The organism is Acetatifactor aquisgranensis (assembly GCF_943193215.1).
Lineage (GTDB): Bacteria > Bacillota > Clostridia > Lachnospirales > Lachnospiraceae > Acetatifactor > Acetatifactor aquisgranensis.
This window is the reverse complement of sequence record NZ_CALPDH010000006.1, coordinates 115017-128411: the sequence shown is the minus strand read 5'-3', so window position 1 is coordinate 128411 and position 13395 is coordinate 115017. Positions and strand designations below refer to the sequence as shown.

11 protein-coding genes are annotated in these 13395 nt (G+C 53.4%); 10 read left to right on the top strand and 1 reads right to left on the bottom strand.

Annotation, left to right across the window (positions count from 1 at the left end):
* Positions 1–118 precede the first annotated feature (118 nt).
* The 9 genes from NFS35_RS07370 (at position 119) to NFS35_RS07330 (ending at position 11952) form a co-directional block, all read left to right on the top strand.
* A complete protein-coding gene (locus tag NFS35_RS07370) occupies positions 119–1036 on the top strand; it encodes an ABC transporter permease subunit (protein WP_251206482.1) in 918 nt (305 codons plus the stop codon).
* Positions 1037–1047: 11 nt separating this feature from the next.
* Positions 1048–1944: a carbohydrate ABC transporter permease gene (locus NFS35_RS07365; protein ID WP_251206481.1), complete on the top strand. Its 897-nt coding sequence runs from the start codon at positions 1048–1050 to the stop codon at positions 1942–1944.
* A 59-nt stretch (positions 1945–2003) separates the two neighbouring features.
* Complete coding sequence (locus NFS35_RS07360; RefSeq protein ID WP_251206480.1) at positions 2004–3761, top strand: type 2 periplasmic-binding domain-containing protein; 1758 nt, start codon at positions 2004–2006, stop codon at positions 3759–3761.
* A gap of 182 nt (positions 3762–3943) precedes the next feature.
* The gene (locus NFS35_RS07355) at positions 3944–6727 is read left to right on the top strand and encodes a glycosyl hydrolase (protein ID WP_251206479.1); all 2784 of its coding nucleotides are present in this window, start codon (positions 3944–3946) and stop codon (positions 6725–6727) included.
* Between the two features lie 15 nt (positions 6728–6742).
* On the top strand, positions 6743–7627 hold the full coding sequence (locus NFS35_RS07350) for an acyltransferase domain-containing protein (protein ID WP_251206478.1): 885 nt from the start codon (positions 6743–6745) through the stop codon (positions 7625–7627).
* A gap of 167 nt (positions 7628–7794) precedes the next feature.
* The gene (locus NFS35_RS07345; RefSeq protein ID WP_251206477.1) at positions 7795–8898 is read left to right on the top strand and encodes a Gfo/Idh/MocA family protein; all 1104 of its coding nucleotides are present in this window, start codon (positions 7795–7797) and stop codon (positions 8896–8898) included.
* Positions 8899–9041: 143 nt separating this feature from the next.
* The gene (locus tag NFS35_RS07340) at positions 9042–10322 is read left to right on the top strand and encodes a Gfo/Idh/MocA family protein (RefSeq protein WP_251206476.1); all 1281 of its coding nucleotides are present in this window, start codon (positions 9042–9044) and stop codon (positions 10320–10322) included.
* A 107-nt stretch (positions 10323–10429) separates the two neighbouring features.
* Positions 10430–10630, top strand: a complete 201-nt coding sequence (locus NFS35_RS07335) for a hypothetical protein (RefSeq protein ID WP_251206475.1) — start codon at positions 10430–10432, stop codon at positions 10628–10630.
* 119 nt (positions 10631–10749) lie between these two features.
* Positions 10750–11952 (top strand): C39 family peptidase, encoded by a 1203-nt coding sequence (locus NFS35_RS07330; protein WP_251206474.1) that lies wholly within the window; start codon positions 10750–10752, stop codon positions 11950–11952.
* A 139-nt stretch (positions 11953–12091) separates the two neighbouring features.
* Here the strand turns inward: NFS35_RS07330 and NFS35_RS07325 are convergent, their stop codons facing one another.
* Entirely contained in the window at positions 12092–12580 is a 489-nt protein-coding gene (locus NFS35_RS07325) for a hypothetical protein (protein ID WP_251206473.1), read from the bottom strand.
* 237 nt (positions 12581–12817) lie between these two features.
* On the opposite strand from NFS35_RS07325, the gene NFS35_RS07320 reads away from it, so the two are divergent.
* Positions 12818–13390 carry a YbjN domain-containing protein gene (locus tag NFS35_RS07320; protein WP_251206472.1) on the top strand — a complete coding sequence of 191 codons (573 nt, stop codon included), beginning with the start codon at positions 12818–12820 and terminating at the stop codon, positions 13388–13390.
* The last annotated feature ends 5 nt before the right edge of the window (positions 13391–13395 follow it).

The window sequence follows — 13395 nt, the reverse complement described above, 5'->3', positions numbered from 1 at the left end:
TTTGGAACTGGTTGTAAAAATAAACAATATTATAGAGAAAATAGTAAAAACTGTGCATTATATGAATGGGGCGAAAGTGCTAAAATAAATGCATATCAAAGAAAGGCGGTGTGAAAGGATGCCCAAAAAGGAGACTGTGAACAAGAAAAGTCAAAAAAAGGAATGGATTTTGTTCTGGATGATTCTGCCCTGGATACTCTATGTCTTTGTCTTTCACTATATGCCGATTGCAGGCTGGGCTTATGCCTTTGTGGATTACAAGCTGGGGAAATCGCCTCTGCAGAGCGAGTTCGTGGGGCTGAAGAATTTCCGGATGCTGTTCTCCAACATCAGCCGGCTGCCCCGCGCCCTGCGCAATACGGTCATTCCCAATACGATTGGCCTGGCGATTTCCTGGCTTCCGGTGGCCTTTGCCATCTTCCTGAATGAACTGCGGTCCACACGGTACCGCCGCATCATTCAGACCGTGACCACCATTCCGAATTTCATCAGCTGGGTAATGATTTACGGGCTGATGGTGGGGCTGTTTTCCACGGATGGGATGCTGAACATTCTTTTCCTCCGCAAAGGGATTATTTCCGAGCCGTTCAATCTGCTCAACAACATAAACATTTCATGGACGCTTCAGGCGGTGATGGGTACGTGGAAAGGGATTGGATTTTCGGCAATCATCTACCTGGCGGCCATCTCCGGCATTGACCAGGAACTGTATGACGCGGCCATGACGGACGGGGCGGGGCGGTTCCGGCGAATCTGGCATGTGACGATTCCGGGTGTGCTGCCTACCTTTCTGGTGCAGACAGTGCTGGGAATCAGCGGTTTCCTGAGCGGCGGAATGGACTACCCTCTGGTGTTCGGGACTCCCCTGACCAACCCCAAGCTGGAGAATATCGGCTTATACAGCTATAACCTGTTCAGGGATGCGAGCTATTCATACGGCATCGCCCTGGGGATTATGAATTCTGTCGTCTCCATTGTGCTGATTTGCCTGGCTAATACTGCAGCCAAGAAGGTTCGCGGCGAGTCTGTCGTATAGGAGGTGACGCTATGGAAAGAAAGAAGAAAAGGGCGCAGAAGAAGCATATGTTTAAGGCGAAGCCTTTTGACTGGATTAATGCAGCGCTGATGTTCCTGTTCGCTTTTACCTGTATCTATCCTTTCTATTACATATTTGTTTATTCGCTAAGCGACCCTTTAAAGGCGACGGCAGGCGTGTACTTCTGGCCGGTGGACTTTACCCTGGACAACTACCGGAAAGTGCTGACCCTGAAAGGCATCCCGCGCGCCGCTCTGGTCTCTGTGAGCATCACGGTAATCTGTACCCTGGAACAGATGTTCATCAGCGGGTTTCTGGGATATCTGCTTTCCCGCGAGCGGATGCCCTTCCGCAAGGCTGTCTACCGCTTCTTTGTGGGCACCATGTTTGTCGGAGGCGGCCTGATTCCGGAGTTTCTGCTGAGGAAGTACCTGGGTCTGTACGATACATATTTGATTTATATCATGCCGGGCGTAAGCGCGTACTATGTGATTCTGGCGAAAACCTTTATCGAGAGCATTCCGGGTTCCCTGGAGGAGTCCGCGAAATTGGACGGGGCCAGCTACTGGAACATCCTTGTCCGCATCATCATTCCTCTCTCCAAGCCAATCCTGGCAACGATTGGCGTGTTCACGGCAGTGGGGGTATGGAGCGACTATTCCACGACGCTGATTTATACCATGAACAAGGATTTGCGGACCTTGCAGTATATTTTGTACCAGTATCTGAAAAATGCCTCCACCATTCTGCTGGAGCAGGGGAGCAAGACAAATATGAGACGGCAGCTGACGCCCATGTCCATCAAGATGACGCTGCTGGTGGTGACGGTTGTTCCGATTCTGTGCGTCTACCCCTATATGCAGAAGTATTTTACTAAGGGCATCATGCTGGGATCCGTAAAAGGATGAAATTTTGTTTAATGATTTACAGATTAACAATATATTTACTTAAAAAGGAGGATGAGTTTATGAGGAAATCAATCAAAAAGATTTGGGCTGTCGCGTTGGCGGCGACAATGACAGTGGGTCTGGCAGCCTGCGGCAATGACAGTCAGGGGGAATCATCCAAAGCAGAGCAGCAGGAGAGTATGGCATCGTCTGGCGAGAGTATGGAGAACGGGGATGCCGGGAATGCCGGGGAGACACAGGACCGGGAGCCCATCACGATTACCGTGGCGACGATACTTCCCCAGCAGTGGAACGATTATCCGGACAACTCAGTGGCTAAATATATCTATGATAAGTTCGGGATTACTATTGAGGTGGTGGATATCTCGGAGCGGAAAGAGGCGCTGATGGCTTCCGGAGACCTTCCGGACATCTTTATCATCGAGGCCAATGAGGTGGTTCCGCTCATCGAGTCCGGCTTTATCCTGCCGTTGGACGACCTGATTGAAAAATATAATGCCGCTCAGTATCTTTTCCCGCCCACCAAGATAGAGGAAGTGATGGACTTCCAGCGCAGGGAAGTTTTCCACAGCGACCAAATCTACGGAATCATGGGCTATAGTGAGGCCGGACCGGACGCCAGTCTGGGGACACAGCAATGGGGGCTGAATGTGGATTGGGAGAGATATGCTGAAGTAGGTTATCCGGAGCTTAATGCCGATGTGGATGAGGTTTACCAGCTCCTGGTGGATATGGTGGCAGTGAAGCCTGCCACGGACGATGGACTTCCGGTCTATGCCATTGCCTATCCCACCATCGAGATGCGGGGACAGTCCCTCTACCACACGTATTCCCTGGGGTATTATCCCCTCACGCCTTATATGGCTGTTGACTGTAAGACAGAGGAGATGATTGCGCTCTATACCGATCCGGAATCCCCCAACTGGCAGTATAACCATATGTACTGGAAGCTGAACCAGGACGGTCTGCTTGACCCGGATTCTTTCCTGCAGGATTTCGACTCTGACTCCCTGAAGGCGGTGAACGGGCAGTATGTATCCACTCTCTATCATGACATCACAGGGAACGCCACCGCGCAGAAAGCGGTCAATGGCGTCGCAGGGGGCTTCCAGATGCTCCCTTTGAAAGGCTGCACCACAGATATGACATTTGAGGAATCCGAGGCTAACAAGGGATTGGGTATCGGCAATCTGCGCTGTATCTCTTCCAAGACTAAGTATCCCGACCGCATCATGGAATTCATGACATGGCTGTTTTCTCCAGAGGGAGGCCGCATCGTCACGAGCGGCTTAGAAGGGGAAACCTGGAATTATGTGGATGGAGTGCCTACCCTGACAGAAGAAGCCTGCATAGCCCATCAGGAAATGAATGATTTCTACTATGATTCCGGCATCGGGTTCGGATGGAATGGAAGCGGAGGGGGAAGCCCGGACGGATATCGCACTAATTTGTTCGATGAGCAGAGTTTCCTCCTGAAATATGCGTCAGCAATGGAAAAGGACGTGGCTGCGCACTATGGAATGAGCATGATGGAAAAGATTATGAAGATGCACGAGAATGGCGAGCTCTATGACCACGATTTCCTCTATGCGCCCGCCCAGGCTGCCGCGAATACGCTGCCGACTGACCTCCAGATGATTCTTAACGAGGTGGATGTGGTAATGGATGAGGGGATGATGGCATGTGTTCTTGCCAAGGACGAGGCAACATACTTTAAGATGCGCGACGATCTCATTGCGAAAGTGACCGAAATGGGCATGGATAAGGTAAATGAATGGTATTTGACTACTTATGAGGCCGCAGCCAGCGAACAGTAAGGCGAAGCAGCGGATGCCCGGCCTGTCGTGGGACGGAAGTAGGGGCGGGCGCATTGTTCGGGATGCGTCCGCCCGTTTTCATCGGGCGGGGCCAATGAGGCCCTTTGCCGGGGAAGCTTAAGTGGTAAGGTAAAATTCCGGGTTCGGATTATCCGGGTCAGAGGAAAGGAGGCGGACGGACTATGGCGTCAGCGGTGGAAGAAATTCGTCAGGGACGGGAGGGAAGCTATCTGTTGCCTTTTTTCTGGCAGCATGGAGCTGAGGAACCGGTCTTGCGGGAACTGATGGGGAAGATTCAGGAAGCGAATATCCAGGAGGTATGCGTGGAGTCCCGTCCTCATCCGGATTTTGGCGGGCCCGGATGGTGGAGGGATCTGGATATCATACTGGAGGAAGCGCAGAGGAGGAATATGCGCGTCTGGGTGCTGGACGATGTGAGTTTTCCCTCCGGACACGCGGGAGGGCTGATTGCCCGCAAGTATCCGCAGCACAGGAGGCGGGTGCTGGATTATGTGGCAATCGATGCCCTGGGGCCGGATGAGCATGCCTCTTTTCTGATTGATTCCCTGCTGCGCGATCCGGAGACGGATCGGTTGGAGGCGGTGGTGGCCGGACGCAGACTGGATTCCGGCGCTGAGTGGGAGCGCGCGCGGACGGACGTGACCGATTTGGTGGATTTGACTGACTGTGTGAAGGACGGCAGAGTCTACTGGCCGGTTCCGGAAGGACTGTACAGCATCATTGTAGTATATTCCCATCTGCCGGCTGGTGGATCGGCCTTGCTGAACCCGATATCCAAAGAGGCGGTGGCCTGTCAGATTGAGGGCTGTTACCAGCCCCATTATGAGCATTATGGACATCTGTTCGGAGGCGTGTTCGCGGGATTTTTCTCAGATGAGCCCCAGTTTGCCTGCGGCGGGTGGAGTTCCCTTCCGGGAAAAGATATTCCCTTGCCCTGGAGCGATGAGCTGAGAGAGGCTCTGCGGGAGAGACTGGGGGAGGACTACCGGAGACTGCTCCCGGCCTTATGGCTGGGCGGGGATGCGGCCAGACCGCCTGCATCCGGCTGTAGCCCGGAGGTGTGTGGGGCTGGCCATGCATCGGACAGCAGCTTGGAGGCGCAGGTAATCCGATATGCGTATATGGATGAAGCCTCGCGTCTTTTCTCGGAGTGCTTTTGCCAGACAATCTCGGACTGGTGCCATGCTCACGGTGTGGAGTACATCGGCCATCAGGTGGAGGACAACAATTCCCACAGCCGCTTGGGGTCTGGAGCAGGCCATTTCTTCCGGGCGCAGAAAGGGCAGGACATGGCGGGGGCGGATATCGTCATGCACCAGATTCATCCGGGCTACGCCGGTATCAGCCGACACTGGCACAGCGCCCATTCGCTGACAGACGGAGAGTTTTTCCACTATGGGCTGATTAAGCTGGCATCCTCCCTTGCCCATATAGATCCATCGAAAAAGGGGCGCGCCCTGTGCGAGAATTTCGGCGCTTACGGATGGATGGAGGGCGTACGGCTGATGAAATGGCTCGCAGATCACTGTCTGGTCCGGGGAATCAACCGCTTTACCCCTCACGCCTTCACGGACAGTCCCTTTCCGGAATGGGACAGCCCTCCCCATTTTTACGCCCAGGGGAACAATCCCCAGTACCGCTTTATGGGGCATCTGTTCCGCTATATGAACCGGATGTGCCATCTGCTGGACGGAGGAGAACACATCGCTTCTGTGCTGGTGCTTTACCAGGCGGACGCCGAGTGGTGGGGCGGAGCGATGCTCTCCCAGAGGCCTATGCGGCGGCTGATGCAGCGCCAGATTGACCTGGATGTTGTGCCCTGCGATGCTTTCCGGGATGAGAGCCATGCCAGGGACGGCTGTATCCGGTTCGGGCAGGAGCGGTATGGGGCTCTGGTGATTCCCGGCGCGGAGGCGCTGCCCGGATATTTCCTGCAAAGGCTCGAGGAAATTTCCAGCGCCGGAGTGCCTGTCTGCTATGTGGGAAAGAAGCCGTCGCGGACTACGGAGGGGGAGGCCGTCATGGAACTGCCCGGGGAGACAATCTCTCTGGATGGGTTGGCGCCCCGGATTCTGGAGTCGGGACTGGCGGATGTACAGGTTACGCCCGTCTGTCCGAATCTGCGGGTATATCATTACCGTAAGGAAGAGGAACATTACTTTTTCCTCTTTAATGAGGAAAAGAGGAGCAGTGTCGACTTTTGCTTAAAGCTGCCGGTAAACGGCCCTGTTTTCCGCTTTGATGTGATGAACAACCGTCTGTTCCGGCAGGACAGCCGCGAAGGATATGTCTCCCTGTCCCTGGAGGCGGGGGAGGCGGTGCTTCTGACAACGGTCTGCGGCATGGACTTCTCTTGCCCGGATGAGCCGAGGCCTGATGGAGCCGACAGTTCTGCGGGGGCTGACAGCCTTGCGGGGGTCAATGGGGTTTCCGGGGATGCGGGAGCCTGGGTGACAGGGGCGGAAGAGCCGTTCCGGGATGGCCGACGGCAGAGGCTCTCCCTGCGCTGGCGGATTTCCCTGGCGGATGTGCGGAACTATCCGAAGGCTGTGCTTTATAAGGATGACGCCCCGCTTTTGGATATCAACGGACCGGACGAGCTGCCATCATTTTCCGGCACTGTCCGCTATGAGGCGGATTTCCAAACAGACTGTGCGAATGGCGGCGAGAGCGGTTTCCGGACGGCAGGCAGTGTCCGGGCGCAGATTCGTCTTTCACAGGTATATGAGATTGCGGAGGTATGGCTGAACGGAGAGTATGCGGGTTACGCGCTGGGTGCGCCTTACCGTTTCGATGTAACAGGGCTGCTCCGCCCGGGGACGAATCATCTGGTGATTGAAGTTACCAATACGCTGGCAAAACATGTGGCTGACTACAGCTCCGCCATCGTTCCACAGGAGCCGGGCGGTCTGCTGGCGGATCCGGAACTTATCTATTGTGATTGAAAAAGGAGGCCAATCGTGAAAACCTACCTAAAAGATTTTATGGAAAGATTTGCCTATCCGGAGGAAGCGAAGAATGTCCTGTCCCAGGCATATGACCGGATTGATGCTGATGTGTCGTGCCGGGAGGCGTTTCAGGGGCTTTTGCAGAGCTATGAAAAGGATATCAGTCTTAAGATGAGGCCGCTTCTCAAGCAGATGACCGAGATAGCCGCCGGGGCGGGCGTTCAGGAGTACACGGGGCATCTGCTGCTCTGTATCTGCATGTCCAGGCATCTGCTGGAGTGTTACCGCGAGGCCGGCATAGACGAGCAGATTTGGTTCACCAGTATGAGCGACTTGAAGTGGAAGCTGATGGAGTGCTGGCTGGTGCGCGGTATATGGGGCACGTTCGTGGGAGAGTGGTTCGAAGGTTTCTTCCAGATGGACAGGTTCGGCTTCCTGAAGCTGCAGTTTGAACCCAGAGTCCTGGATTTTCGTTATGAGAAGGACGGCCTTGTCCTGGAGCCGGGCACTCCCATGGCTATCGTCCACATTCCCCGCACGGGGGAGAGGCTGGACAGAGAAAGCATGGAGCGCTCCTATGACCTGGCGGCGGACTTTTTCAAAGAACGGTACCGGTTCGACCCGATGGTCTTCGTATGTTCATCTTGGCTCCTGTATCCTGACAATCTGGAGGTGCTTTCGCCGGATTCGAATCTGTACGCTTTTATCACTACATTCGATTTGGTGAAATCCTGGGAGTCGGATGATTATTACGATGCCTGGAGGCTGTTCGACAAGGAGTATACGGGCGACGTGGATCAGCTGCCACAGGATACCTCGCTGCGGCGCGCCTATGCGGACTGGATTCGCAGGGGCAAGAAATTCGGGGGTGCGACTGGGGTATATATCTATAAATAAAGGCGCTGGCAACGCAGGGAGATTCTTTTTTCATGATAGGATAGGCTCTCAGAATCTCAGGGAACAGAACCAGGCATTGAGGCAGAAAAAGTGCCTGGAAAAGAGCCGCATTACAAGAGGACAGAGGATTCCGGGATTTGCTTCATTAAAATTAGGAGGAAAACATTATGAGTGATAAATTGAAGATTGGTATCATCGGATGCGGCGGCATCGCGGAGGGAAAGCACCTTCCGTCTCTCGCCCACCAGAGCAGCCGGGCAGAGATGGTGGCGTTCTGCGATCTGATTCCGGAACGCGCCGAGAAGGCCGCAAAGCAGTATGGGACACCGGATGCCCGGGTGTACACCGATTACAGGGAGCTGCTGGCGGAGAAGGAGATTGAGGTCGTCCATGTGCTGACGCCCAACGTCTCCCACTGTGAGCTGACTGTGGCCGCTTTGGAGGCCGGCAAGCACGTCATGTGCGAGAAGCCCATGGCTGCCACCACGTCGGACGCACAGAAGATGCTGGATGCGCAGAAGAAGAGCGGGAAGCTCCTGACCATCGGCTATCAGAACCGTTACCGCCAGGACAGCCAGGTGCTCAAGAAGATGTGCGAAGCCGGCCGGCTGGGTGAAATTTATTATGCCAGGGCACAGGCCATCCGCCGCCGGGGCGTTCCCACATGGGGCGTATTCCCGAATAAGGCGCTGCAGGGCGGTGGGCCGCTGATTGACATTGGTACCCATACCCTGGACCTGACTCTCTGGATGATGGATAATTATGAGCCTTATAGCGTGATGGGGGCGAGTTTTGAGAAGCTGGGCCGTCTGTTAAAGCCCGGCGAGCAGGGCAATGGCTTTACGCCCTGGGACAATGAGGATTACCAGGTGGAGGATTCGGCGTTCGGCTTTGTCACGATGAAGAACGGAGCGGTAATCGTGGTAGAGACGTCCTGGGCGCTGAACATCCTGGATGTAGGCGAGGCGAAGACCACGCTGTGCGGAACCAAGGCCGGCGCGGATATGAACGACGGGCTGCGCATCAATCATATCGTCTTTGACAAGCAGACGGTCACAAAGCCGGAGACGACGACACCGTCGGGCGTGGCTTTCTTTGAGGGTGCAGCGGTGATGAACGAGTCGGACTTCGAGTGCACTGTCTGGCTGGATGCCGTACAGGGGAAGGGCGAACTGCTGGTGAAGCCGGAGCAGGCTTTTGTGGTCACGAGAATCCTGGACGCGATCTATGAATCCGCCCGCACTGGAAAGGCGGTATATTTTAAGGAATGAGGAGGATGGGATTCCGTCGCCGACTACGCGCCCGCCAAGCGATTTCATGGTGCTTGCGGGCAGTGGAATCAAAGAGAAGCTTTCGTATTTCCGGATGACAAGGCAGCTATTATGCCGCACAAGAACAGGGAGAGATATTTGCAATGAAAAAATTAAAAGTAATTCTAATCGGAGCAGGAAACCGGGGAAAGGGTTATACAAAAACCATGCTGGACATGCCGGACAAATATGAAGTGGTGGCGGTGGCCGAGCCCAACGAGAGTTTCCGCGAATTTATCCGGGAACGGCATGCCATTTTGCCTGAAATGTGCTTCGAGAGCTGGGAGCCGCTTCTGCAGCTTGGAAAGATTGCGGATCTGGCAATGATTACCACTATGGATCGGGATCATTACGCGCCTACGATGGCGGCCATCGCGCAGAAGTACGACATCCTGCTGGAGAAGCCGGTATCGACGGTTCCGGAGGAATGCCGCCGGATTGCGCTGGCGGCCCGGGAGAATGGAGTTCGCATCGTGGTGTGCCATGTGCTTCGCTTCACGCGGCTGTTCCAGTGCCTGAAGCAGCTGGTGGACAGCGGCAGGGTGGGGCGGATCATCTCCGTCAATCATGAGGAATGCGTGGGCAACGTCCACCAGAGCCACAGCTTTGTGCGGGGGAACTGGGGCAACAGCACCCGCAGCTCCTGTATGCTGTTGCAGAAATCCTGTCATGACACGGACATCCTGCGATGGCTCATCGGAAAACCGTGCATTGAAGTACAGTCTTTCGGTGACCTTACTTATTTCAAGGAGGAGAACGCGCCTGCAGGTGCTCCCGAATACTGTATCGACGGGTGCCCGGAGGGGGATCATTGTCCTTATAACGCAGTGAAGCTCTACCTGGAGGACAAGGGGAGCGACTGGCGGGTTACAGCTACCCGTGTGGAAAATCCTTCCGACGAGCTGGTGGCGCAGGCGCTGCATACCAACCAGTTCGGGAAATGCATCTTCCACTGCGACAACGACGTGGTGGACCACCAGACCGTCAATATGCTCTTCGAGGGGAATGTGACAGCCACCTTTACCATGAGCGCCTTCACCAAAGGCGGCCGCGCGACCCACATCATGGGGACGAAAGGCGAGATTCATGCGGACGAGAACAATAAGCTGGTGGAATTCTTTGACCTTGAGACCAGGAAGACCGAGTTCATCGACCCCAACGCGGAGGGCGAGTTAAGCGGTGGCCACAACGGCGGGGACGAGGGGATCATTGAGACGTTGTACGATTATCTCTGCGGAACCTATACCGGCTCGGCCATTTCCACCATTGAGGAATCCTGCGAGGGCCATCTGATTGTGTTCGCCGCGGAGGAATCCAGAAGGACAGACAGCGTGGTGGATTTCCGGGAATACGTGAAAAGCCTGGAGCCTGCAGGCCCTGTATAAATCCCCTGAAACTGGCAAGACTTTTATAAAATCAAAAGTCTGAGTCAAAGAGCATGGCCGTTGGGCGGAACCGATGGCCATGCAGAGGAAAGGGGAGATGGACGGCAATGATATCATTTCTGGAGATGGTGCAGCAATATCCGATCGGAGCAAAGATAAACCTGCCCGGGGAAGGCAGGGAGACCGGGACGCAACAGGAAATCGTAGGCTACGAATACTATAACGGGACTGGATATCTGGTCTTCGGCAATGCGGAAAAGCTGAATGTGGACCAGCTTGCCGGCGAAAGGCGGCCAAAGCTTTATTAAATCTTAATATTTACACAATAGAAAAGTAAAAAACAAATCCTTTCTGTTTCCTATAATGAATGCTGGATAAGAGAAATTTTGAAGCGGTTTCTGTTATGGGAAAGCAGGAGGGATTTTTTATGACCGGAAGCATTACAGCGATGGAAAGGGATACAATGCACAGAAAGACGGCGGGACAATACAGGGAACAGCCCGGTGCAGGACGGCGCTATGAGAGACGTCCGGAAGGGACGAAAAGATATGAAAGACCGTCCCGGGGGATGGGAGGATACGAAAGACAGCCCGGAGCCGGGGGACAATATGAAAGACAGCCCGCACAGGTGAGACGATATCAGTATGAGGGACAAAGCGCAAGGGGATACGCAGAAAGAAGAATAGATAGACGGAATAACGTCATCCGCGAGGATGGCAGACGACAGACTGCCAGACAGGAAAATGCCAGGCGGCAAAACAATGGGCAAAGGAACCGGACAGAAGCAGGCTCCCGGACGACTGCCGCACAAAAAGCTATGCGCGAAAGGCGCAGAAAGAGAAGACGGGCCATCCGCCTGTTGAAATTTGCGGTAGGACTCGCGCTGCTTTTCGGAATCCTTACAGTGGTCAAAGACGGAATCAGTCTGGCAGCGGGGGGGCTGCCTGGTATGGATGAAGCCGGGAAAGCGAAACAGAGCATTTTTGCCGAAGAGGGAACCGGTCAAACCACCTGCGCGGACAAATATGCGGAAAAGCTTTCGGAACTGCTGGAAAAAAACCAGGAGACCGCGGACTATGTGAAATCCTATCCGGACCGGGAAAAGTATATGAACCAGCCCGTAGATTTGACGCAGGAGCTCCAAAGCGGCGACGTGCCCCTCCTGATGCAGTGGGACAAGCGATGGGGCTACAATGCCTACGGCGACAATATGATCGGGCTTGCGGGCTGCGGGCCGGTCTGCCTGACCATGGCCTATCTGCATTTTACCGGGGACATCTCCATGACGCCCAGAGAGATGGCTGCCTTTGCGGATGACAATGGGTACTGCGTGGAGGAGGGGACCAAATGGACGCTGTGGACAGAGGGCGTGGGGAAACTGGGGCTTTCCGGTGAGGAGCTGCCCCTGGACCAGAGCGTCATGGAGCGGGCGCTGGATGCCGGAAATCTGGTTGTCTGCAGCATGGGCCCGGGGGACTTTACCACGGACGGACATTTCATCCTGATCCGGGGCTATGATGCCAACGGCTTTTATGTAAATGACCCCAACCGCAACAGCAACAGCAGCAGGCAGTGGGATTTCGACACGCTGCGGGGCCAGATTCGGAATCTGTGGGCGCTGGGCCGGTGATTTGTGCCGTGACTTGCGGTTACAATTCATGGCCTGGCCGATAAAGAAAAACCTCACAGACACTGACTGTGGGGTTTTTGCATGGTTAATAGGAGGTAGCCTCTCCGTTCGGATTTCCTTTTGTTTTGATCCTGTGCGGTCAGAGGGCGGATTGCCGGTTTTTATATTCGATGATTAACTTTCTTATTTTAGCAGCAGTTTCCTCAACCAATCCTTCTTCCTTTGGTAAATAATCTTTTTTAAAAAATATGGAAATAATTTCAGAAACTATTTGAGTATCAGGTATGTGTATAATTTGGGCATCCTGTACGTTCAATAAAGCTGTATTAAATATTTGGCCATTGACGACATGATTCTTGACAAGTGAGTACAGTTTTTCATTATGAATCACTGCGCGCGTGAGTGTAGACATCGTTCTTGTCGGACTGATTATTGTGTCACGGCTCCGTAATTTTATCACAAGAGTATAGTCGTCTATTCTTTTTTCGACAGAGAAAGTGCGTTTATTTTTGCGAGATACAGTTGTCAAACAGGCCTCATGTGCGCACTGGGATATCAGCTCTTCCATTTCATTCGTTATCGGCATAGATGAATCTGCCATTTTAAGTGTTATGAAATAATCAATCATTTTTCCCCTCTTTTCGGAAGTATTCGAAAAAACTTCATCACTTATAAAATAAATTGAAATCTGATAAGGAATTATTTTTGTTTCTCACATTACTATAACACTTTTGCGGAAAGAAATCAAGATAAAAATACGGATAGCATTATATCTAAAATACTATTGACACTTTCGTGAAACTGTGATAAAGTAATTCCAGAGAAACGTTTTTCTGGAATTATAAAAACCGAAGGAGGATTATCTATGACCAACATACAGGCAAAAGCGAAAATTGGACAATACCTGAAGGAGCATTTTATAAGGCACCAGGAAGATGAGGACGACGGTATAAGCCGATACACCATACTGTACAAGGGCTGCGAGAACTGTCCGGACAAGGTACTCGAGGCCTGTATCTGGTTCTATCCGGATGTCATGGAATGCCGGGTATACTATAACTGTAATGGGGCACAGTGGTGCAGGGAAAGTGGGCATCGTGGCGAATTGATGCGGCTGCTGAATTTCTGCAATGCCAGAGTGTGGATCTGTATGGACGATGGGGAAGGCGGCGCCCTTTACCGCCCCGGCTACCTTTATACGCCGCGGTTCTACATTACGGAGGACGATTGCTTCGATATCACGCTCACAACCATGATTCCTCTGGATTTTTATGAAATGGCACCGTTGGAAACGGAGGATTATATCACCGCCGCCTGCCCGGAACTGATGGACAGGCTGAGCATACCTGTCTTTTCTGTTCTTCTCGGAAAAGCAAGCGCAGAACAGGCGATAGGGAGAGTGAAGGAAGAGCTTTTTGGCGAAAGCGGACAGGCGTGAGATTG

Bases quoted from the DNA above. Each gene is read 5' to 3' on its own strand.
- NFS35_RS07355 (WP_251206479.1), top strand. From the start codon at position 3,944: ATGGCGTCAGCGGTGGAAGAAATTCGTCAGGGACGGGAGGGAAGCTAT.
- NFS35_RS07360 (WP_251206480.1), top strand. From the start codon at position 2,004: ATGAGGAAATCAATCAAAAAGATTTGGGCTGTCGCGTTGGCGGCGACA.
- NFS35_RS07325 (WP_251206473.1), bottom strand. From the start codon at position 12,580: ATGATTGATTATTTCATAACACTTAAAATGGCAGATTCATCTATGCCG.
- NFS35_RS07370 (WP_251206482.1), top strand. From the start codon at position 119: ATGCCCAAAAAGGAGACTGTGAACAAGAAAAGTCAAAAAAAGGAATGG.
- NFS35_RS07320 (WP_251206472.1), top strand. From the start codon at position 12,818: ATGACCAACATACAGGCAAAAGCGAAAATTGGACAATACCTGAAGGAG.
- NFS35_RS07330 (WP_251206474.1), top strand. From the start codon at position 10,750: ATGACCGGAAGCATTACAGCGATGGAAAGGGATACAATGCACAGAAAG.
- NFS35_RS07365 (WP_251206481.1), top strand. From the start codon at position 1,048: ATGGAAAGAAAGAAGAAAAGGGCGCAGAAGAAGCATATGTTTAAGGCG.
- NFS35_RS07335 (WP_251206475.1), top strand. From the start codon at position 10,430: ATGATATCATTTCTGGAGATGGTGCAGCAATATCCGATCGGAGCAAAG.
- NFS35_RS07345 (WP_251206477.1), top strand. From the start codon at position 7,795: ATGAGTGATAAATTGAAGATTGGTATCATCGGATGCGGCGGCATCGCG.
- NFS35_RS07340 (WP_251206476.1), top strand. From the start codon at position 9,042: ATGAAAAAATTAAAAGTAATTCTAATCGGAGCAGGAAACCGGGGAAAG.